Source organism: Bradyrhizobium murdochi (assembly GCF_000472965.1).
Taxonomy (GTDB): Bacteria; Pseudomonadota; Alphaproteobacteria; order Rhizobiales; family Xanthobacteraceae; genus Bradyrhizobium; species Bradyrhizobium murdochi.
Window position 1 is genome coordinate 13471 of record NZ_AXAU01000026.1, and the last position, 19555, is coordinate 33025.

The 19555-nt window shown below is 62.8% G+C and carries 18 protein-coding genes; 13 read left to right on the plus strand and 5 right to left on the minus strand.

The genetic code is table 11. The features are described 5' to 3' along the window. Positions 1-205: 205 nt before the first annotated feature. From YUO_RS0132420 to rocF, 3 genes are all read left to right on the plus strand, one after another. On the plus strand, positions 206-2734 hold the full coding sequence (locus tag YUO_RS0132420) for a glycogen/starch/alpha-glucan phosphorylase (RefSeq protein WP_430649576.1): 2529 nt from the start codon (positions 206-208) through the stop codon (positions 2732-2734). Between the two features lie 131 nt (positions 2735-2865). Then, a complete protein-coding gene (locus YUO_RS0132425; RefSeq protein WP_028350971.1) occupies positions 2866-3684 on the plus strand; it encodes an acyl-CoA thioesterase in 819 nt (272 codons plus the stop codon). Positions 3685-3823: 139 nt separating this feature from the next. Further along, entirely contained in the window at positions 3824-4825 is a 1002-nt protein-coding gene (rocF, locus tag YUO_RS0132430; protein WP_028350972.1) for an arginase, read from the plus strand. 35 nt (positions 4826-4860) lie between these two features. On the opposite strand, the gene YUO_RS0132435 is transcribed toward rocF, so the two are convergent. Next, positions 4861-6477, minus strand: coding sequence for a phosphoenolpyruvate carboxykinase (locus tag YUO_RS0132435; RefSeq protein WP_028350973.1), 1617 nt, complete (start codon positions 6475-6477; stop codon positions 4861-4863). Between the two features lie 115 nt (positions 6478-6592). Between YUO_RS0132435 and YUO_RS0132440 the strand changes: the two genes are divergently transcribed. After that, positions 6593-6856, plus strand: coding sequence for a hypothetical protein (locus YUO_RS0132440; RefSeq protein WP_028350974.1), 264 nt, complete (start codon positions 6593-6595; stop codon positions 6854-6856). A gap of 75 nt (positions 6857-6931) precedes the next feature. Here the strand turns inward: YUO_RS0132440 and YUO_RS0132445 are convergent, their stop codons facing one another. After that, positions 6932-7666, minus strand: a complete 735-nt coding sequence (locus YUO_RS0132445; protein WP_028350975.1) for a HugZ family pyridoxamine 5'-phosphate oxidase — start codon at positions 7664-7666, stop codon at positions 6932-6934. Positions 7667-7884: 218 nt separating this feature from the next. On the opposite strand from YUO_RS0132445, the gene YUO_RS0132450 reads away from it, so the two are divergent. The 5 genes from YUO_RS0132450 to YUO_RS0132470 all read left to right on the plus strand — a co-directional run bounded on the left by YUO_RS0132450 (position 7885) and on the right by YUO_RS0132470 (position 11878). After that, on the plus strand, positions 7885-8586 hold the full coding sequence (locus YUO_RS0132450) for a response regulator transcription factor (protein WP_027541437.1): 702 nt from the start codon (positions 7885-7887) through the stop codon (positions 8584-8586). Between the two features lie 99 nt (positions 8587-8685). Continuing rightward, a complete protein-coding gene (locus YUO_RS0132455; RefSeq protein ID WP_028350976.1) occupies positions 8686-10503 on the plus strand; it encodes a sensor histidine kinase in 1818 nt (605 codons plus the stop codon). Beyond that, positions 10500-11021: an HPr kinase/phosphorylase gene (locus tag YUO_RS0132460; protein WP_028350977.1), complete on the plus strand. Its 522-nt coding sequence runs from the start codon at positions 10500-10502 to the stop codon at positions 11019-11021. Before YUO_RS0132455 ends, YUO_RS0132460 begins: the two co-directional genes overlap by 4 nt. A 132-nt stretch (positions 11022-11153) precedes the next feature. Beyond that, complete coding sequence (locus tag YUO_RS0132465; RefSeq protein WP_024339151.1) at positions 11154-11555, plus strand: PTS sugar transporter subunit IIA; 402 nt, start codon at positions 11154-11156, stop codon at positions 11553-11555. Then, positions 11552-11878, plus strand: a complete 327-nt coding sequence (locus YUO_RS0132470; protein ID WP_028350978.1) for an HPr family phosphocarrier protein — start codon at positions 11552-11554, stop codon at positions 11876-11878. Before YUO_RS0132465 ends, YUO_RS0132470 begins: the two co-directional genes overlap by 4 nt. A gap of 146 nt (positions 11879-12024) precedes the next feature. Here YUO_RS0132470 and YUO_RS0132475 read toward each other — a convergent pair whose 3' ends face one another. Beyond that, positions 12025-12822 carry an SDR family NAD(P)-dependent oxidoreductase gene (locus YUO_RS0132475; protein ID WP_028350979.1) on the minus strand — a complete coding sequence of 266 codons (798 nt, stop codon included), beginning with the start codon at positions 12820-12822 and terminating at the stop codon, positions 12025-12027. Positions 12823-12844: 22 nt separating this feature from the next. Then, positions 12845-14443, minus strand: coding sequence for a glycosyltransferase family 39 protein (locus YUO_RS0132480; protein WP_028350980.1), 1599 nt, complete (start codon positions 14441-14443; stop codon positions 12845-12847). Between the two features lie 114 nt (positions 14444-14557). Between YUO_RS0132480 and lepA the strand changes: the two genes are divergently transcribed. The 4 genes from lepA (at position 14558) to YUO_RS0132500 (ending at position 18500) form a co-directional block, all read left to right on the plus strand. Continuing rightward, positions 14558-16369, plus strand: a complete 1812-nt coding sequence (gene lepA / locus YUO_RS0132485; protein ID WP_028350981.1) for a translation elongation factor 4 — start codon at positions 14558-14560, stop codon at positions 16367-16369. Between the two features lie 264 nt (positions 16370-16633). Next, positions 16634-16786: an antitoxin MazE-like protein gene (locus YUO_RS42415; RefSeq protein WP_235782906.1), complete on the plus strand. Its 153-nt coding sequence runs from the start codon at positions 16634-16636 to the stop codon at positions 16784-16786. Between the two features lie 32 nt (positions 16787-16818). Then, entirely contained in the window at positions 16819-17079 is a 261-nt protein-coding gene (locus tag YUO_RS48545) for a type II toxin-antitoxin system PemK/MazF family toxin (RefSeq protein ID WP_283806434.1), read from the plus strand. A gap of 185 nt (positions 17080-17264) precedes the next feature. Then, complete coding sequence (locus YUO_RS0132500) at positions 17265-18500, plus strand: MFS transporter (RefSeq protein WP_028350982.1); 1236 nt, start codon at positions 17265-17267, stop codon at positions 18498-18500. Positions 18501-18522: 22 nt separating this feature from the next. Here the strand turns inward: YUO_RS0132500 and YUO_RS0132505 are convergent, their stop codons facing one another. Continuing rightward, positions 18523-19437, minus strand: a complete 915-nt coding sequence (locus YUO_RS0132505; protein WP_028350983.1) for a lipase family protein — start codon at positions 19435-19437, stop codon at positions 18523-18525. Positions 19438-19555: the final 118 nt, after the last annotated feature.

Consider the following 19555-nt stretch of genomic DNA (forward strand, 5'->3'; position numbering starts at 1 on the left):
GGACCCCAATCGGCATCTAGCCACCTAGCCTAGCGATCCCTGTACTTTGGTATTGAATTATAACACCAAAAGCCGGCTGCCGGTGCCGCGAAATCGGCCCGGTCTTTGCATAAATTCATACCAGCGCAGTGCACAACATACTCCGGCGTTCTCCGGCGTTTCGGTTACCGGACAAGACGCCTATGTTGTGAGTTTCAATGCAGGGATCGACGTGTTGCAGGAACAAATCGCAGGGAACTATCCGGCACTTGGCCAGCCGGTCGACGAACTCGCGCTGGCCGAGATCAAGGGCGCCATCCTCGCCAAGCTGCGCCTTGCGATCGGCAAGGACGCCGGCATGGCGACGCGTCGCGACTGGTACAAGGCCGCGGCGCTGGCGCTGCGCGACCGCATCGTGCACCGCTGGCTGACGGCCGAGAAGGAAAGCTACGATGCCGGCAGCAAGCGGGTCTATTACCTCTCGCTCGAATTCCTGATCGGCCGGCTGTTCACCGACGCGCTGAACAATATGGGCCTCTTGCCGGTGTTCGAGGCGGCGCTCGGCGATCTCGGCGTCGGCCTGGATGATTTGCGCAAATGCGAGCCGGATGCCGCGCTCGGCAATGGCGGTCTCGGACGGCTTGCGGCGTGCTTCATGGAAAGCATGGCGACGCTGGCCGTTCCCGCTATCGGCTACGGCATTCGCTACGATTTCGGCCTGTTCCGCCAGATCATTTCGCAAGGCTGGCAGCAGGAATATCCCGACGAATGGCTGAGCTTCGGCAACCCCTGGGAATTCCTGCGGGCGGAGGTGGTCTATCACGTTCATTTCGGCGGCTTTGTTGATCACGTCGACGACCACGGGCGCGACCGCGCGACGTGGCGGCCGGCGGAAACCGTGCAGGCCGTCGCCTATGACACGCCGATCGTGGGCTGGCGCGGCCAGCATGTCAACGCGCTGCGGCTATGGTCGGCGCGCTCGCCCGATCCCTTGCGGCTCGACGTCTTCAACACCGGCGACTACCTCGGCGCCGTCGCCGAGGAAGCGCGCGCGGAATCAATCTGCAAATTCCTCTACCCGAACGACGAGAGCCCCGCGGGGCGCGAGCTGCGGCTACGGCAGGAATACTTCTTCGTCTCGGCCTCGCTGCAGGACCTGGTCAAGCGGCACCTCGCCTCGGACGGGCAGTTGCGCAGCTTGGCGATGAAGGCCGCGGTGCAGCTCAACGACACCCATCCGAGCCTCGCCGTCACCGAGCTGATGCGCATCCTGGTCGATCTGCACAATTTCCGCTGGGACGAGGCGTGGAAGATCACGGTGGCGACATTTTCCTACACCAATCACACCCTGCTGCCGGAAGCGCTGGAGACCTGGCCGGTCGAACTGTTCGAGCGGCTGCTGCCGCGGCATCTCGAAATTATCTACCGCATCAACGCTGCGCATCTGGCACTGGCCGATCAGCGCTGCCCCGGCGACATCGAGTATCGTGCGTCGGTGTCGCTGATCGACGAGAAGTCCGGACGTCGCGTGCGGATGGGGCAGCTCGCCTTCGTCGGCTCGCACCGCATCAACGGCGTGTCGGCAATGCACTCGGACCTGATGAAGGAGACCGTGTTCCACGATCTCAATCATCTCTATCCGGGCCGCATCACCAACAAGACCAACGGCATCACCTTCCGCCGCTGGCTGATGCTGGCCAATCCGAAGCTCACCGGGCTTATGCGCGAGGTCTGCGGCGAGGCCGTGCTCGACGACTTCTCGCTGTTCGAGCGCCTCGAGGCCCACGCCAGCGACAACGCGTTCCAGCAGCGCTTTCGCGAGGTCAAGCATCACAACAAGGTGGCGCTGGCGCGGGTCATCAACGAGCGCCTTGGCGTCAAGATCGATCCGTCGGCCTTGTTCGATATCCAGATCAAGCGCATCCACGAGTACAAGCGGCAATTGCTCAATGTCGTCGAGACCACTGCGCTGTACCAGGCGATCAAGGACGAGCCGCAGCGCGACTGGGTGCCGCGCGTAAAAATCTTCGCCGGCAAGGCGGCGGCGAGCTATCGCTACGCCAAGCTGATCATCAAGCTGATCAACGATGTCGCCGAAGTCGTCAACAACGACCCTGACGTCGCAGGAAGGCTGAAGGTCGTCTTTCTCGCCGACTACAATGTCAGCCTCGCCGAAGTGATCATTCCGGCCGCCGATCTATCCGAACAGATTTCGACCGCCGGCATGGAAGCCTCCGGTACCGGTAACATGAAGCTGGCGCTAAACGGCGCGCTGACGATCGGCACGCTCGACGGCGCCAACATCGAAATCCGCGACCATGTCGGCGCGGAGAATATCGCGATCTTCGGCATGGAGGCCGGCGACGTCATGGTCCGGCGTAAGCAGGGCCTGGATGCGACCGATGTGATCAGCCGCTCGCCGCGGCTGGCGCGCGCCATTACCGCAATCGAGAGCGGCGCGTTCTCGCCCGACGATCGCGCCCGTTTCGCCTCGATCGGCCACGCTCTGCGCTATCTCGACCACTACATGGTCTCGGCCGATTTCGATTCCTACTACACGGCGCAGCGCGGCATCGACGCGCGCTGGCAGGTGGTGCCGGCCTGGACCCGCGCCTCGATCCTCAACGTGGCGCGGATGCCGTGGTTCTCCTCGGACCGCACCATCCGCGAATATGCCGAGGAGATCTGGAACGTGCCGGTGCAGGCGGCGTCGGCCGTGCCGGAGCCGGAGGCGCAACGCGGGGCGACGCGATAAATCCCGGGGCACGGAATCATTACCTCAGACGTCATTGAATTCGACTGAATAGCAGCGATACTCCGCGGAGCCTGTCATCGGGCGCGCATTCGCGCGACCCGTTGGCTCCTCGCAATGACGGAAAATATGGAATGCTGACCAAAGCCCCACACCTCTTCGACGACGCGACGCGAGTCACCGCCGGTGACAGTTGCTGGCAGGGCAAGACCAGCCCGGATTACTGGGCCTTTGTCGGCCCGTTCGGCGGCTGCACAGCCGCCACCATCCTGCGCGCGCTGATGGAGCATCCGCAGCGCGCAGGCGATCCGTTGTCGGTCACGGTGAATTTCTGCGCGCCGATCGCCGAAGGCGGCTTCGATCTCGACGTCCGCCTGGTCAAGGCCAACCGTTCGAGCCAGCATTGGTGCGTGGAGATGACGCAAGGCGGCGGCGATGTCGCGACGCTGGCTACCGCCGTGTTCGCCGAGCGCCGTCCGTCCTGGTCGCACCAGCAGGCAAAATTTCCGGGCGCCACGCCGTTCGAGCAGGCACGTTCGTTTCCGAACACGCCGATGACCTGGACGCACCAGTATGATTTCCGCTTCGTCGAGGGTGAGCCGAGTTTGTACGGATCGCCTGCCACGGCACCGCTCGATGCGTTCTCCAAACAGTGGATCGGCGACCGCATACCGCGGAAGGTCGACATGCTGTCGCTGATGTCGATGTCGGATGCGTTCTTCGGACGGGTATTTCTGGCGCGGCGGGAACTGGTCCCGTTCGGCACGGTATCGCTGACGACGTATTTCCATACCGCGTCGGACGATCTCGCGGCCGAGGATATCACGCGGGTATTGGCGGTGGCGGACGCCAGAACTTTCCACAGGAGTTATGGCGACCAGCACGGCGAATTATGGTCGCCGTCGGGACGCCTCCTCGCAACCACGACGCAAATCGCCTATTTCAAGGCGTGAGCGGAGCATCGGCGGATCGGCTTTCTTGTAGGGTGGGCAAAGGCGCACTTGCGCCGTGCCCACCATCGATCCAATCATTGCATTGAATGGTGGGCACGCTTCGCTTTGCCCACCCTACAATTTGATCGAGGCTGCCTGCATGTCCGACGCCAATGCTCCCCGCATCGCCCTGCTCGGTGTCCCCCTCGAGATCGGCGCCTCGCAGGCCGGCACGCTGATGGGACCGGCGGCGCTGCGCACCGCAGGCATCGGCCGCATCCTCGATCAACTCGGTTTTGTCGTCGAAGACCATGGCGATATGCTGACCCCGGCCATTGCTCCCGCCGAGGGGCCGCCGCCGGCGAATGCCAAATATTACGACGTGATCAAAACCTGGATCCGCGCGCTCAGCGAGCGCTCGTATTTGCTCGCGCAATCCGGCGCCGTTCCGATCTTCATGGGCGGCGATCACTCGCTCTCGATGGGCTCGGTGAACGGCGTCGCGCGGCACTGGCAGGAACAGGGCCGGCCGTTGTTCGTGCTGTGGCTCGATGCGCATGCCGATTACAACACGCCGCAGACGAGCGAGACCGGCAACATGCACGGCATGTCGGCGGCCTTTCTCTGCGGCGAGGACGGTCTCGAGGGCCTGCTCGGCGACGTGCCCCGCGCCTCGATCGGTCCCGAGCGGCTCGATCTGTTCGGCATCCGCTCGATCGATCCGCTGGAGAAGAAACTGGTGTTCGACCGCCGCGTCGCCATCGCTGACATGCGCGCCATCGACGAGTTCGGCGTCGCCGTCCTGATCCGGCGCGTGATCGAGCGCGTCAGGGCGAGCAACGGGGTGCTGCATTTAAGCTTCGACGTCGATTTTCTCGATCCAGCGGTCGCTCCCGGCGTCGGCACCACGGTACCGGGTGGCGCGACCTATCGCGAAGCGCATCTCATCATGGAGTTGCTGCACGATTCCGGTCTGGTGCGATCAGTCGACATCGTCGAGCTCAACCCGTTCCTGGACGAACGCGGCCGCACCGCGCGCGTCGCGGTCGAGTTGATCAGCAGCCTGTTCGGCCTGCAGATCACCGATCGTCGCACGCCCAGCAACGCGGTCTTTCCGGACAACAGCCAAATTCGTCGGAAAAGCAAAAAGGGCGGCCCATGAAGCCGCCCTTTGGAGCAGTTGCCTGCGTTTGAGCCTTACTCGGCCGCGAGCTTCAAATCCGGCGCGGCAGCGCGAACTTCGGCGTCGACCTGGGCTTCGAACTTGGCAAAGTTCTTCTGGAACATGCCGACCAGTGCGCGCGCGGTCTTGTCGAACTCGGCCTTGTCCTTCCAGGTGTTGACCGGATTGAGAATCTCGCTGGGCACGCCCGGCAGCGCGGTCGGCACCGCAAAACCGAAATATTTGTCGGTCCGGAATTCGACATTGCGCAACGAACCGTCCAGCGCTGCGGTCAGCAGCGCGCGCGTCACCTTGATCGGCATCCGGCTGCCGGTGCCGTATTTGCCGCCGGTCCAGCCGGTGTTGACCAACCAGCAATCGACGTTGTGCTTGGCGATCAGCTCGCGCAGCATGTTGCCGTAGACGGACGGGTCGAGCGGCAGGAACGGCGAGCCGAAGCAGGTGGAGAATTCCGGCTGCGGCTCATTGCCGAGACCGCGCTCGGTGCCGGCGACCTTGGCGGTATAGCCGGACAGGAAATGATACATCGCCTGCGCCGGCGAGAGTTTTGCAATCGGGGGCAATACGCCGAACGCGTCGGCGGCCAGCATCACGACGTTTTTCGGCTGGCCGGCGCGGCCGCTGCGCGAAGCGTTCGGGATGAAATCGAGCGGGTAGGCCGAACGGGTGTTTTCGGTCTTCGAGCCGTCGTCGAAATCGGGTACGCGGGTGCTCTCGTCGAGCACCACGTTCTCGAGCACGGCGCCGAAGCGGCTGCTGGCGGCGAAGATCTGCGGCTCGGCTTCCTTCGACAGCTTGATGCACTTGGCGTAGCAGCCGCCTTCGAAGTTGAAGACGCCGTCGCTGCCCCAGCCATGCTCGTCGTCGCCGATCAGCGTGCGGTTGGGATCGGCCGACAGCGTGGTCTTTCCGGTACCGGACAGGCCGAAGAAGATCGCGGTGTCACCCTTGGGGCCGACATTGGCGGAGCAGTGCATCGGCAGCACGCCCTTGGCGGGCAGATAATAGTTCAGCGTGGTGAAGACCGACTTCTTCATCTCGCCGGCATAATAAGACCCGCCGATCAGGACGATCTTGCGGGCGAAATCGATCGCGACGACGTTCTCCGAGCGCACGCCGTGACGTTTGGGGTCGGCGCGGAAGCTCGGCAGGTCGATGATGGTGAGTTCAGGCACGAAATCCTTCAGCGCTTGAGCCTCGGGGCGGATCAAGAGCGTTCGGATGAACAGCGAGTGCCAGGCAAGTTCGGTGAAGACGCGCGTCTTGATCTGGAAGCTCGGATCGGCGCCGCCGTAAAGATCCTGCGCATACAGCGTCATGCCCTCGGCATGCTTGAGGAAGTCGGCATAGAGCGCGGCAAACTGCTCCGAGGTGATCGACTGGTTGCCGGCCCACCACATGTTCTTGTCGGTGGTCGCATCACGCACCGTGAACTTGTCCTTGGGACTGCGGCCGGTGAATTCACCGGTGTCCGCGCAGAGCGCGCCGTCGGCCGACAACACGGCCTCGCCGGCCGTGAGTGAATGTTGATAAAGCTGCGGCGCGCCGAGATTCCAGTGCACCGTCTTGAGATTTTTTAAGCCGAATTTGTCGGCGCCGAAGGCACCGTTGCGTAGACCCGTCTCTTGCACGAAGAAAGTCCTCCTCGAACCCGCGTTACTCGAATCGCGCGCATGTCGCTTGACGCGCTCTGTCGCGGTGACCCTGAATTATAGCCTTCCGGCATCGGTCCGGCGACCTATATTGATGAACGCCGTACTTGCCAAGCCGATCCAGGCGATTTGGTTTATTCCAGCGCGGAAGGTTGATTTGCATCAATCGCTTGCTGCACTGCTTTGCGCTGGTTTGCCCTTTTGGTTGCGCGACCATCTGCCGTCGGCTAGCTCGGCCGGCAGTTGCTGCGTCGCACAATCAGAGCATTTTCAGCGCGCGGAGCGTGTTTTCATGACGAGGCTTTCCGCCGTGACCGCGAACTGCACCATCGCTTCGTTTTACGGCAACAGCGCCTGAATCTTCTTCACTGTCATCGGCGATGACTTCGACTGCGCGGCGTAGTTGCTCGGTAACGGCAAGCGCTAACCCTTGCTAGCCCTTGGCCCGCGCCTTGCCCGCAAGCCGCACCAGCATCTTGCGCAACGCCGTGGCGCTAGTGACCCGCTCCGGGAAATCCAGCCGCAGCGTCGCAGAGCCGGCCTGCATGTCCATGCCGTCGGGATCGCAACCAGTGCAGCGCCAGTCCGCTGACTCGGCGCCGAGCAGTTTGGTCGCGTAGAGGTTCATCGCCTCGCGGTGATCCTCATTCATATGCTCGACAGCGCCTTGCTCGGCTTCCAGCAAATCGGTGGCATCGCCGATCTCGGTCATGAACTGCTCGGGCATGAGATCGATGATGCGGCCGAAACCGGCGACCAGATGCAGGCCTGACGGGACGATCCGGAAGAACGAGAAATCCTTGAAATCTACAAACGCCTCAGCCGATGGATGAGCGTTAAGATAGCGCCGGCGCAGGATTTTCACAGCTTCCCCTTGGGCCTCCTCGGCCTGTCCCGCCAGCATGATCCGTGCACCCTCCAGCGGATCGCCGGCGGCGCGTTCGTCCAGCATCAGCGATACCCTGCTATCGGCGAGGATGTTTTTTGTATGCAGCGCCAGCCGCGAAAGCAGCAGAATCGGCGACGCATCGGCATGGCTGGCGACGTTCACCAGCGAGCAATAGGGATCGCCACTTTCGGGCATAAGCGTGGCCAACGCGCCCTGTCGACAGCGACGCAGCAGCGATCGGGCCAGTTTGGAAGCATCAAAATCTGCGGTCGGCTGCATGGTTCCTTTCCGGCCATCTTACTGCAAAAAGGGCCTTTTCTCAGCGGGTCAGGGTGCTATATGGGGGCCGCGCGTCTCCTTGGGGAGCGTTTTGCGGAACTCGGTCACATTTCAGCCCAGCTTGCATTGCTCGTTGACTGTGTACGAAGCCCATTTATGCGGCGTCTGGCTCAAGTGCTCGCCGTTTAAGCCACTCTCTTATTCGAAAGCAGAGGCTCATGCCCACAATCGCCCTGGTCGATGATGACCGCAACATTCTCACTTCCGTATCGATCGCGCTTGAAGCCGAAGGCTATCGCATCATGACCTATACGGATGGTGCCTCGGCGCTGGATGGCTTCCGCACCTCGCCGCCGGACCTCGCGATCCTCGATATCAAGATGCCGCGCATGGACGGCATGGAAACGCTACGCCGGTTGCGGCAGAAGTCCGACCTGCCGGTGATCTTCTTAACTTCCAAAGATGAAGAGATCGACGAATTGTTCGGCCTCAAGATGGGCGCCGACGATTTCATCCGCAAGCCGTTCTCGCAGCGCCTCTTGGTCGAGCGGGTCAAGGCCGTGCTTCGCCGCGGCCAGCCCAAGGATCCGACCGCCGTTCCGAAGGAACCGGATGCACGCGCGCTGGACCGCGGCCTGCTGCGGATGGACCCTGAGCGCCACACTTGCACCTGGAAGAACGAGCCGGTGACGCTGACGGTGACGGAGTTCTTGATCCTGCAAGCGCTGGCCACGCGGCCCGGTGTGGTGAAGAGCCGCAACGCGCTGATGGATGCGGCCTATGACGACCAGGTCTATGTCGACGACCGCACCATCGACAGCCACATCAAGCGGCTGCGCAAGAAGTTCAAGGTGGTCGATGACGATTTCGAGATGATCGAGACGCTGTATGGCGTCGGCTATCGCTTCAAGGAAGCCTGATCTGCGTTTTCCGGGCGGAAGTGTTAACTGACACGTCCGCCCGTTCGGCGTAAAGGCGTAGAACTAGAAATTGGCGCATCACAACCGGCAGTTCAGCCATTGCTAGATCGAACGCAGCCCGATCCCAACCTGAACGACGAGGATGCTTTGGAGCTCCTCGATCGGGATCGTGTGACCGAGGATAATGCGGGCGAGAAGGGCTGGCGGCGGCCGCTCGGCTGGTTGCGCCGGGCCGGGCAGTTCTTCTTCGCTCTCTCCTTCTCCAGCCTCACGCGCCGGATCGTCTCGCTCAATCTGGCAGGCCTCGTCGCGCTGGTGGCGAGCATTCTCTATCTCTCGCAATTCCGTGCCGGCCTGATCGATGCGCGGGCGCAGAGCCTTCTGGTGCAGGCCGAAATCATCGCGGGCGCGATTGCCGCCTCCGCCACTGTCGAAACCAACACCATCACGATCGATCCGGACCGGCTGCTCGACCTCAAGCCCGGCGAAAGCTACGGCGCGCCGGACGAATCTTCCGGGCTGGATTTTCCGATCAATCCGGAGCGGGTCGCGCCGGTGCTGCGGCGGCTGATCTCGCCGACCAAGACCCGCGCCCGCATCTATGGCGGCGACGGCGGCATGATCCTCGACAGCCGCAGTCTCTATGGCCGCGGCGACGTGTTGCGATTCGAACTGCCGCCACCTTCGACGGAGAAGCCGGGCTTCGTCGAACGCGCGCTGATCGCGATCCGCACGTGGCTCAATCGCGGCGACCTGCCGCTCTATCGCGAGTTGGGCCCGGAGAACGGCAAGGGCTACCAGGAAATCGTGCAGGCGCTCGACGGCGTCAAAAGCAGCATGGTGCGCGTCAACGACCGCGGCGAGGTGATCGTCTCGGTCGCGGTCCCCGTACAGCGGTTCCGCGCCGTACACGGTGCGCTGATGCTCTCGACGCAAGGCGACGACATCGACCAGATGGTGACCGCCGAGCGGCTGGCGATCCTGAAGGTCGGCGGCGTGGCCTCCGCAGTCATGATCGTGCTGTCGCTCTTGCTCGCGAGCACGATCGCGGGTCCGGTGCGGCGGCTGGCCGACGGCGCCGAGCGCGTCCGCCGGCGCATTCAGACCCGCGTCGAGATTCCCGATTTCACCCGCCGCCGCGACGAGATCGGCCATCTGTCCGGCGCGCTGCGCGACATGACGAACGCGCTCTACAGCCGCATCGAGGCGATCGAAATGTTCGCCGCCGACGTCGCCCATGAATTGAAGAACCCGCTGACCTCGCTGCGCTCGGCGGTGGAAACGCTGCCTTTGGCACGCAACGACACCAGCCGCGCGCGCCTGCTCGAGGTGATCGAGCACGACGTCAAGCGGCTCGACCGGCTGATCTCGGATATTTCAGATGCGAGCCGCCTCGATGCCGAATTGCAGCGCCAGGACATGGCGCCGGTCGATCTGCGCCGGCTGCTGACGACGCTGACCTCGGTCGCCAACGAAACCCGGCTCGGCCACGACGTCGCGGTCGAGGCGCGCTTCGACGGCCGCGGCGCCACCGATACGTTCTCGGTGCCGGGCCATGATTCCCGCCTCGGACAGGTGATCTCCAACTTGCTGTCCAATGCGCAATCCTTCTCCACCCCCGGCGGGAAGGTGCGCGTCACCTGCCGCCGCGCGCGCTCGGAGATCGAAATCATCGTCGATGACGACGGACCGGGCATCGGCGAGGATGCGCTGGAACGCATCTTCGAACGCTTCTACACCGACCGTCTCCATCAGGGATTTGGTCAGAACTCAGGTCTCGGCCTATCGATCTCCAAGCAGATTATCGAAGCGCATAATGGGCGGATCTGGGCGGAAAACCGCCATGGCCCGGCCGGCCCCGACGGCAGGCCGACGGTGGCGGGTGCGCGGTTCGTGGTCAGGTTGCCCACGCCATGACGGCGGGCGCGAGCGCGCACGCCTCCGCCGTGCTGGTGGGCGAGCGCGCCGTGCTGATCCGCGGGCCATCCGGCGCCGGCAAGTCGCGGCTAGCCTTCGATCTGATTCTCGCCGGACGCGCCGGACAGCTTCCGCGGGCCGTTTTGGTCGGCGATGACCGTGTCCATCTCGACACAGTCGCCGGACAATTGTTGGTCCGCCCGGCGCGAGAATTGGCCGGGCTGATCGAGATCCGGGGCCTTGGCATTCGCCATTGTGACTTTGTTGGGGAGGCGGTGGTGGGCCTCGTCGTCGATCTTGCGGCCAGCGATGCCGAGCGGCTGCCGCCGCCAGAAGCGCTCTCCACCCGCCTGAACGGTGTTTTACTACCGAGGATTCCCGTCGGAACCGGCTACGACCCCCTCCCGCTGATTGTAGCGGCCCTCACGACAACCGCCGGTTCAGGTTCCGTCCAACCTTTGGATGATTGTTCGAAGGGGATTGGTAACCATATAAGCCCCAATATCGCCACCGAATAAGCTGGCGCAGGCCTCACTCTTTACCGGCAAATTCCGGAACAATAGCCAAGATGCCCTCTTGCGCGGGGCCTCTGGATGGTCAAAGTGGCGCGTTCGTGCGGTGCACCAAAAAGCACCCGCGAGGAGTTTCCGATGATTGGTCTAGTGCTTGTGACCCATGGGCGCCTTGCCGACGAGTTCAAGGCGGCGCTCGAACATGTCATGGGTCCGCAAAAACAAATTGAAGCCATCACGATTGGAGCCGAAGACGACTCCGATCTGTGTCGAAGCGATATCATCGAAGCGGTGAATCGCGTCGACAGCGGCGATGGTGTCGCCATCCTCACCGACATGTTCGGCGGCACGCCTTCCAACCTCGCAATATCCTGCATGAGCCGCCCAAAGGTGGAAGTGCTCGCCGGCATCAATCTTCCCATGCTGGTTAAGCTTGCCAAGGTGCGCGAAGAGCGCTCGCTTCCCGATGCCATCGCGATGGCGCAGGAAGCCGGCCGCAAATACGTCACCATCGCCAGCCGCGTGCTCGCCGGCAAATGAGCGACGAGCCCGCGCCCGACAAGGAACTCGGGCCGAGCGTGCCCGCTGGCGCCATCTCGCGGGAACTTCAGATCATCAACAAGCGCGGCCTGCACGCGCGGGCCTCGGCCAAATTCGTCCAGATGGTCGAGCGCTTCAACGCCGAAGTCTGGGTGACGCGCGGCAACGAGACCGTGGGCGGCACCTCGATCATGGGGTTGATGATGCTGGCAGCGGGACCTGGAACCTCGGTTACGGTCTCCGCGATCGGCCCCGAGGCGCAGCAAGCGGTCGATGCGATCGCAGCGCTGGTCGCCGACAAGTTCAACGAAGAAGGCGTGTGAGGCGCGTTACCTTCGAGCGCCCTTAACCTTTAGACCCTCATTGGTGAGGAGCCGCGAAGCGGCGTCTCGAACCACGAGGCCCCGCTGGTGCCATTCATCCTTCGAGACGGCCGCTGCGCGGCCTCCTCAGGATGAGGTCAGACATCTCAAAACGGATTCGTCACGATCCCGCCGTCGGCGCGCAGCGCGGCGCCGTTCGTGGCGCTGGAGGCTTTTGAGCAGACGTAGCAGATCAGGTTGGCGATCTCTTCCGGCGCGGCGTAACGCTGCAAGAGCGACGCCGGGCGGCGTTCGCTGAAGGTGCGCGAGACGAGGTCGTCGACGGTCGTGCCCGCAGCTTTCGCACGCGCGGCCAGGCGAACCGGCGCCATCTCGACCCAGGTCGGGCCCGGCATCACCGAATTGACGGTCACGTTAGTGCCCTTGGTCGTCTCGGCTGCGCCGCGCGCGATGACGAGCTGCGCCGATTTCGAGAAGCCGTAATGCACCATCTCCTTCGGAACAAAGACACCGGATTCGCTGGAGACGAACACGACACGGCCCCAGTCCTTGTTATCAAGCATCCGCTTCAAATAGTGCCGCGTCAGCCGCACCCCGCTCATGACGTTGACTTCGAACATCCTCGACCAATCGGAATCCTCGATCTCGAAAAAGCCCTTTGGCTCGTAGATGCCGAGATTATTGACGAGAATGTCGACGTCGGGAAATTGCGCCACCAGCGCCGCGCAGCCCGCCGCATGACCGAGATCGAATGCCGCCGCGTGCACCTTGGCCGACGGCGCAGCCTGTTCAACTTTTGCCACGGCCTCGCCGACCGCCGCCTGCTCGCGGCCGTTGACGATCACTTCCGCCCCCATTTGCGCAAGCCCGATGGCGGTCGCGAGCCCGATGCCGCGGGTCGAGCCGGTCACGAGCGCCGTCTTATCCGTCAGGTCGAGATCCATGCGTTACCCCTTCGAGTGATTTCTATCTGGCCGGCGGCACGATGAAGATGTTCCAGGCCGTCGCGGGGCCGGCCTTGCCGAGGAAGAATCGCCGCGTGGTCATCACGATGCGCTCGGCAGTGGCGGCATGGGTCTTCATCCACGCCTCGCATTCTTCAAACTTCCAGTGGCCGGGTTCACAGATGCCGATGAAGCCCGATCGCTTCGCCTCCTCGAGCGAGGTCAGGCCGGACGACCACGGCTCGTTCGGCGTCAGCGGTGCCGGACGATCAGGACTGTAGAAGGTCATGGGCTGGCCGGTATCGGTGTAGGCGGCGACCACCGGCCAGTGCGAATAAAACCGCGTGTGCCAAGCCTCCGTCAGTTCGCGGGCGAGTTCGGAACGCGCCCGATAGGTCGCGCCTGCGGTGCGCTTTTGATCCAGTTCGTAGGCGACGATCCTTGGCGATATCGCCAGCACGACGAGCGAGATGACGAGCCAGGTCGCGGTCAGGTTCAACAGCGCGATTTTCCGGATGCGCGCCGCAGGGATCGCGACCAGCGCGAGCGGCACCAGGAAGAACAGCGGGATGCCCCAATCGGTCTTGATGTAGACGTGGAATATCAGCGCACCCAGCGGCGGACCGATCGCCACGACCGCCTGGACGATCCAGACATTGATCGCCTGCGAAATGTTGACGCCGGTATTGGCGCCGCGCGCTAGGGCTGGAAACGGCATCAAGCGGAACGGCCGCCACATCAGCGCGATCGCGCCGAGTATCACCGGTGCGGCCAGCAGCGCGAGATTGTGCCCGACATAGCCCAGCGTGAGATCGCCGATCATGGCGCGGTCGGTGAGAGAGTAAGTATCGCCGGCATAGGTGAGCGGGACGAAGTCCACCTGCTTCAGCCACATGAAGTGCGGGAGCATTGCGACCACGAGCGTGGCGATCGCGACCCATGGCGCCGGCGAACGCAGGAACTGCAAACGCTGCGGATGGATCAACGCGGCAAGACCGACGGCGCCGATCATGGTCAGCACCCAGTATTTGGTCATCAGCGCCAGCGCGCCGGCGAGCCCGAGCCACACGCCCGATTTGATGCTGCGCTTCTCGAACGCGTCGAGATAGGCCAGCACGACGAGCGGCAGCGTGACGAGCTGCAGCAGGTCCGGATTGTACTTGAAGCCCTTGAAGTTGAAGATCGGATAGAGCGCGAGCATCACCACGACGAAGAACGCGCGGCGGCGATCGACCACGCGCAACGCCAATAGCCAGCAGATCACGAGGGAGCAGCCGAGCGTCGCCATTGCCAATGCATAGGTCGCCCAGTCCGTGACCGGAAACAGCATGAACCAGACGCCGGCGACCCATCCCGACAGCGGCGGGTGCTTGCCATAGCCGAGCAGGAACTTCTGCCCCCAGGCAAAGGCCTCCGCGACGTCCATATGAACGTCCTGCCCGGTCTTCAGATTGACCAGGATCAGCGTCCACAGCACGGCATGGACCACGGCAAAGCCGGTCACCAGCCACAGGCTGGCCTTGGGATCACTGGCGCGTGAGGCCAGCCACGCCGCCAGCCGCCGAATCGTGGGAATGCGCCTTAAGCGCGCGGCCGTGGGCGAAATGGATGCAATCGACATGGCCATTGCCTAGCGTGTTTTCGGCTCAAGTGGAATTAGCTTGGCGTGAAGAAAGCCCCTTAAAATACAGCAAGATGGTTGCCGCACGGGGACGCGAATGCTATCCCGCGCCCCATGACAACTGCGCCCATTTCCAACATCCGCAACTTCTCCATCGTCGCTCACATCGACCATGGCAAATCGACGCTGGCCGACCGCCTGATCCAGATGACGGGCGGGCTGTCGGACCGCGAAATGGCGGGCAAGGAACAGGTGCTCGATTCCATGGATATCGAGCGCGAGCGCGGCATCACCATCAAGGCGCAGACGGTACGGCTGAACTACCGCGCCAAGGACGGCAAGGATTACATCTTCAACCTGATGGACACGCCCGGCCATGTCGACTTCGCCTACGAAGTCTCGCGGTCGCTGGCGGCCTGCGAAGGGTCGCTCCTGGTGGTCGATGCCAGCCAGGGCGTCGAAGCACAGACGCTCGCCAACGTCTATCAGGCGCTCGACAACAATCACGAGATCGTGCCGGTCCTGAACAAGGTCGACCTGCCGGCGGCCGAGCCTGATAAGGTCAAGCAGCAGATCGAGGACGTGATCGGCATCGATGCCTCTGACGCCGTGATGATCTCGGCCAAGACGGGCTTGGGCGTTCCCGACGTGCTGGAAGCCATCGTGACCCGCCTGCCGCCACCGAAGGGCGACCGCGGCGCGACGCTGAAGGCGCTATTGGTCGATAGCTGGTACGACGTCTATCTCGGCGTCGTCGTGCTGATCCGCGTCGTCGACGGCACGATGAAAAAGGGCCAGCGCATCCGCATGATGGGCACCAACGCGGCCTATGACGTCGAGCGCGTCGGGTTCTTCACGCCGAAGATGGAGCAGGTCGACGAGCTCGGCCCCGGCGAGATCGGCTTCATTACCGCGGCGATCAAGGAAGTCGCCGACACGCGCGTCGGCGATACCATCACCGACGACAAGAAGCCGATCACCGAGATGCTGCCCGGCTTCAAGCCGGCGATCCCGGTGGTGTTCTGCGGCCTGTTCCCGGTCGATGCCAACGACTTCGAAACGCTGCGCGCGGCGATGGGTAAGCTACGGCTCAACGATGCGAGCTTCTCCTACGAGATGGAGACTTCGGCCGCGCTGGGCTTCGGTTTCCGCTGCGGCTTCCTCGGGCTGCTGCATCTCGAAATCATCCAGGAGCGGCTGTCGCGCGAGTTCGATCTCAACCTGATCGCGACGGCGCCGAGCGTGATCTACAAGATGCACCTGACCGATGGACAAGAGATAGAGATCCACAACCCGGTCGACATGCCCGATGTCGTCAAGATCGCCGACATCGAGGAGCCGTGGATCGAGGCCACGATCCTCACGCCGGATGAATATCTCGGCAGCGTGCTAAAACTGTGCCAGGACCGCCGCGGCTCGCAGAAGGAGCTCACTTACGTCGGCTCCCGCGCGATGGTGAAATACGATTTGCCGCTCAACGAAGTCGTGTTCGATTTCTACGACCGCCTGAAATCCGTCTCGAAGGGCTACGCCTCGTTCGACTATCATCTGACCGATTACAAGGTGGCCGACCTCGTCAAGATGCAGATCCTCGTCAACGGCGAGCCGGTCGATGCGCTGTCGATGCTGGTGCATCGCACTCGCGCGGAGGGCCGCGGCCGCGCCATGGTCGAAAAAATGAAAGAACTCATCCCGCCGCACATGTTCCAGATCCCGATCCAGGCTGCGATCGGCGGCAAGGTGATCGCCCGCGAAACCGTCCGCGCGCTGCGCAAGGACGTCACCGCCAAATGTTACGGCGGCGACATCACGCGCAAACGCAAGCTTCTGGAGAAGCAGAAGGAAGGCAAGAAGAAGATGCGGCAGTTCGGCAAGGTCGACATCCCGCAGGAAGCGTTTATTGCCGCGCTGAAGGTGGATAGCTGAACAGCCGCCCGCGAAGCACTAACGATCTCGTGTGCCGGGCGCGGCGCGCCTCTCCGTGGGGCCTGGACACAAAAATCGCGAAAACAACCCCATGCAAAGTAGAATGGGCCCCGGCTCGCCGGCGCTCGCGCCGCGCCGTGGTATGGCCGCATGTCGTTGTGGAGCAAGTCCACAATCCAAAGCGTTGAATTTTGATGCGTAGCATTTTACGCATGAGATATGGCCACCCCGAAGAAGGCAAAGCCACGCACCCCGCAGCAGCGCATGGCCGCGCGCCGCGCGCGGTTGCGCGCACAAGGCTTGCGTCCAGTGCAGCATTGGGTTCCGGATTTGCGGGATCCCAAGGTACGGGCCGATTTGCGCCGGCAGGTAAAACTGATGGCGCGACATCGGGAAAATGACGCCATCGATTCCTGAAATGACGCCGCATACGACTGGAGCGGCTGGAAGTGAAGCGCGGCAGTCGTGCTGGTGGTCGTTCCGAGCGAACTGGGACGGCCACGGCCGGCGTAGTCGTACAGGCCGACAAATTCACCAAGGACTTGTCGACCGTGTTCGTCTGTCCACTCTCTTCTGACGTCCAGGAAGGGTTGTTGCTCAGGCCCATCACTGAAGCCAAGCCTTCGAATGGGCTTCGTGTTCGTTCACAAATTATGACAGACAAGATGATCGCGCTGCGACACGATCGTGTCCGGAGCATCATCGGCTAAATCGATTCCAAACAGCTCGATCGTGCGCTGCTCGTCGTCCTCGGCGCGCGATGCTCCGCCGAATGCAACGCACAATCAGATGATCTTCGAATGAGAGGGTTGCCTTCCACCGCATTGCGCGACGACGCCAAATAGGCCACCATTATCCCGCGCATACAAATAACAGCACACGCGCAAGGAAACGCATGGGCAAGGCCTCCGGTTCATCCTACGGCTGGGTCGTCGTCGCCGTAGGCGCGCTGATGACCTGCGTCGCGTTCGGCTCGATGTTGGCGCTCGCGGTGTTTCTGCAACCGATTTCGGAGGCCATGGGATGGTCGCGCAGCGGCGTCTCGGCGGCGGCGACGATCAACTTTCTCGCGATGGGATTGGCGGCGTTCTTCTGGGGCACGCTGTCCGACCGGTTTGGCACCCGCATCGTCGTCCTGTCTGGCACACTGCTGCTCGGCGCCGGGCTGATCGGCGCGAGCCAGGCCACCAGCCTGTGGCAATTCCAGTTGGCGTTCGGCGTCTTGATCGGGATTGCGGCCGGCAGTTTCTATGCGCCGATGGTCGCGGTGGCGAGCGCCTGGGTCGAACAGCGCCGCAGCCTCGCGGTGGCGCTGGTGTCGGCCGGCATGGGCGTTTCGCCGATGACGGTCGCGCCATTCGCAAGCTATTTGATCGCGTCCTATGACTGGCGCACGGCGATGCTGATAATCGGCATCGTCGCCTTGGCGCTGTTGATCCCGGCCTCATTGCTGGTCCGACGGCCGCCGGAGCCGTCAACGCCTGTTGCCGCCCATGGGACGGGCGCGCCTGACGGGCAGTGGACGGTCGCGCAGGCGCTGCGAACGCCGCAATTCATCATCCTGGCATCCGCGCATTTCGCCTGCTGCGCGGCGCATTCGGGGCCGATCTTCCATCTGGTGAGCTACGCCATGATCTGCGGCATCGCGCCGCTGACCGCGGTCACGGTCTACAGTCTCGCCGGCTTCTCCGGCCTCGGCGGCCGTTTGCTGCTCGGCTTGCTGGCCGATAGCTTCGGCGCCAAGCACGTTCTGGTCGGCGGCCTGTTCGTCCAGGCCTTGGCGATCGCAACCTATCTCGCGGTCGGCCAGCTCGGCGAGTTCTATGCCCTGTCGGTTGTCTTCGGCCTCGCCTATGGCGGCGTGATGCCGTTATACGCGGTGCTGGTGCGCGAATATTTCGGTGTACGCATCATGGGCAGCATGTTCGGCGCCGTCTCTGCCTTTGCCAGCCTCGGCATGGCGCTGGGGCCGCTGGCCGGCGGATGGGTATTCGACGCCTTCCACGGCTATAGCTGGCTCTATGTCGGCTCTTTCACGATCGGCATGGCCGCCGTCGCCATAGCCTTGAGTTTCCCGTCCGCCAAGCGACCGCCGCAGCCGTCGCTCAATGTCGGTCGCGCGGCGGCGTGACAACGCGAGGGCGAACGATTGCCTATGCCTTTGATGCGATTGCGGGGTCGGCCGTAACTTCGCGCCTATCCTGCGTTTGCTTGAGATTGTTCTTCGCCCAGGCATCCAGCTTTTCGATATAGACTGTCATGCCATGGTCGGCGATGTTCTGAAATTGGCCGGTTCTGACCCAGGCAACCATTCCCCCAATCGTTCGCCAGATCTTCTGCGGCCAATTCGGCGACCGCCGCACCGGGGCAACGCCCAGTTTTCCGAAATGCCGGGTGTCGCCGACGTGGCGGTAGCCAAGGATTGCCGGAGGGATCGCCGGCACAAGGTCGACACCATTGGTAATCCGGTAGAGCGGAGCTTTGACATACATGTCGAACGAGGCGTCACCCGCTCGAGGACAGCCAAAAGTGTAGCAAGCCGCGACACAATCGCGAACTGTCGCATCCTCGTCGTTGGCCAATTCTGCGGTAGCCATCAACGCCAACGCACCACCAAGCGAGTGACCGGTAATGTAAATCGGACGCGGCTTCACCTTGATGACGCGCTTGACGATCTCGAACATGGCGTCGCGGATCGGCCAGTAGGCCTGGAAAAACCCTGTGTGAACACGCGTGCCGCCCTGCAGCGCAACGAACCGGGCATTAACATTGGTTTTCCAGTCGAGTTCATCCTCGGTGCCGCGAAATACGACAACGATGATATCGTTGCCTTCGACGATGTAACCGGCCGTGCCGGCTTCGCGGTCGATCAGGGCGCGGCAGTCGACAAATCCTTGCTTGCACAATTCCGTGCTGAACGCCTTGAACGTGGCATCGTCGATGTCGAAGTCGTTGTAGGCGCGATAGGCCAACTTGGCCATCAGCAATGCTGTACGATCCGAATAGGCGGCCCGGAAGGTCGGGATATTGTTGAGATCTTCAGGTTCGAAAAGGCTGATATCTGCCATTTACAACTCCCCTGCCGTACCTCGACTATAGCCCGTTCCGTGACTTGGCGCACCTGTGGTTGTAGCTATCATTATCCGCATGACCCACACCATTCCACCGCCGGCTTGATCCACGATG

Bases quoted from the DNA above. Each gene is read 5' to 3' on its own strand.
- lepA (WP_028350981.1), top strand. From the start codon at position 14,558: ATGACAACTGCGCCCATTTCCAACATCCGCAACTTCTCCATCGTCGCT.
- YUO_RS0132505 (WP_028350983.1), bottom strand. From the start codon at position 19,437: ATGGCAGATATCAGCCTTTTCGAACCTGAAGATCTCAACAATATCCCG.
- YUO_RS0132440 (WP_028350974.1), top strand. From the start codon at position 6,593: ATGAACGCCGTACTTGCCAAGCCGATCCAGGCGATTTGGTTTATTCCA.
- YUO_RS42415 (WP_235782906.1), top strand. From the start codon at position 16,634: ATGGCCGCGCGCCGCGCGCGGTTGCGCGCACAAGGCTTGCGTCCAGTG.
- YUO_RS0132425 (WP_028350971.1), top strand. From the start codon at position 2,866: ATGCTGACCAAAGCCCCACACCTCTTCGACGACGCGACGCGAGTCACC.
- YUO_RS0132500 (WP_028350982.1), top strand. From the start codon at position 17,265: ATGGGCAAGGCCTCCGGTTCATCCTACGGCTGGGTCGTCGTCGCCGTA.
- YUO_RS0132470 (WP_028350978.1), top strand. From the start codon at position 11,552: ATGAGCGACGAGCCCGCGCCCGACAAGGAACTCGGGCCGAGCGTGCCC.
- YUO_RS0132465 (WP_024339151.1), top strand. From the start codon at position 11,154: ATGATTGGTCTAGTGCTTGTGACCCATGGGCGCCTTGCCGACGAGTTC.
- YUO_RS0132460 (WP_028350977.1), top strand. From the start codon at position 10,500: ATGACGGCGGGCGCGAGCGCGCACGCCTCCGCCGTGCTGGTGGGCGAG.
- rocF (WP_028350972.1), top strand. From the start codon at position 3,824: ATGTCCGACGCCAATGCTCCCCGCATCGCCCTGCTCGGTGTCCCCCTC.
- YUO_RS0132480 (WP_028350980.1), bottom strand. From the start codon at position 14,443: ATGTCGATTGCATCCATTTCGCCCACGGCCGCGCGCTTAAGGCGCATT.
- YUO_RS0132445 (WP_028350975.1), bottom strand. From the start codon at position 7,666: ATGCAGCCGACCGCAGATTTTGATGCTTCCAAACTGGCCCGATCGCTG.
- YUO_RS0132475 (WP_028350979.1), bottom strand. From the start codon at position 12,822: ATGGATCTCGACCTGACGGATAAGACGGCGCTCGTGACCGGCTCGACC.
- YUO_RS0132450 (WP_027541437.1), top strand. From the start codon at position 7,885: ATGCCCACAATCGCCCTGGTCGATGATGACCGCAACATTCTCACTTCC.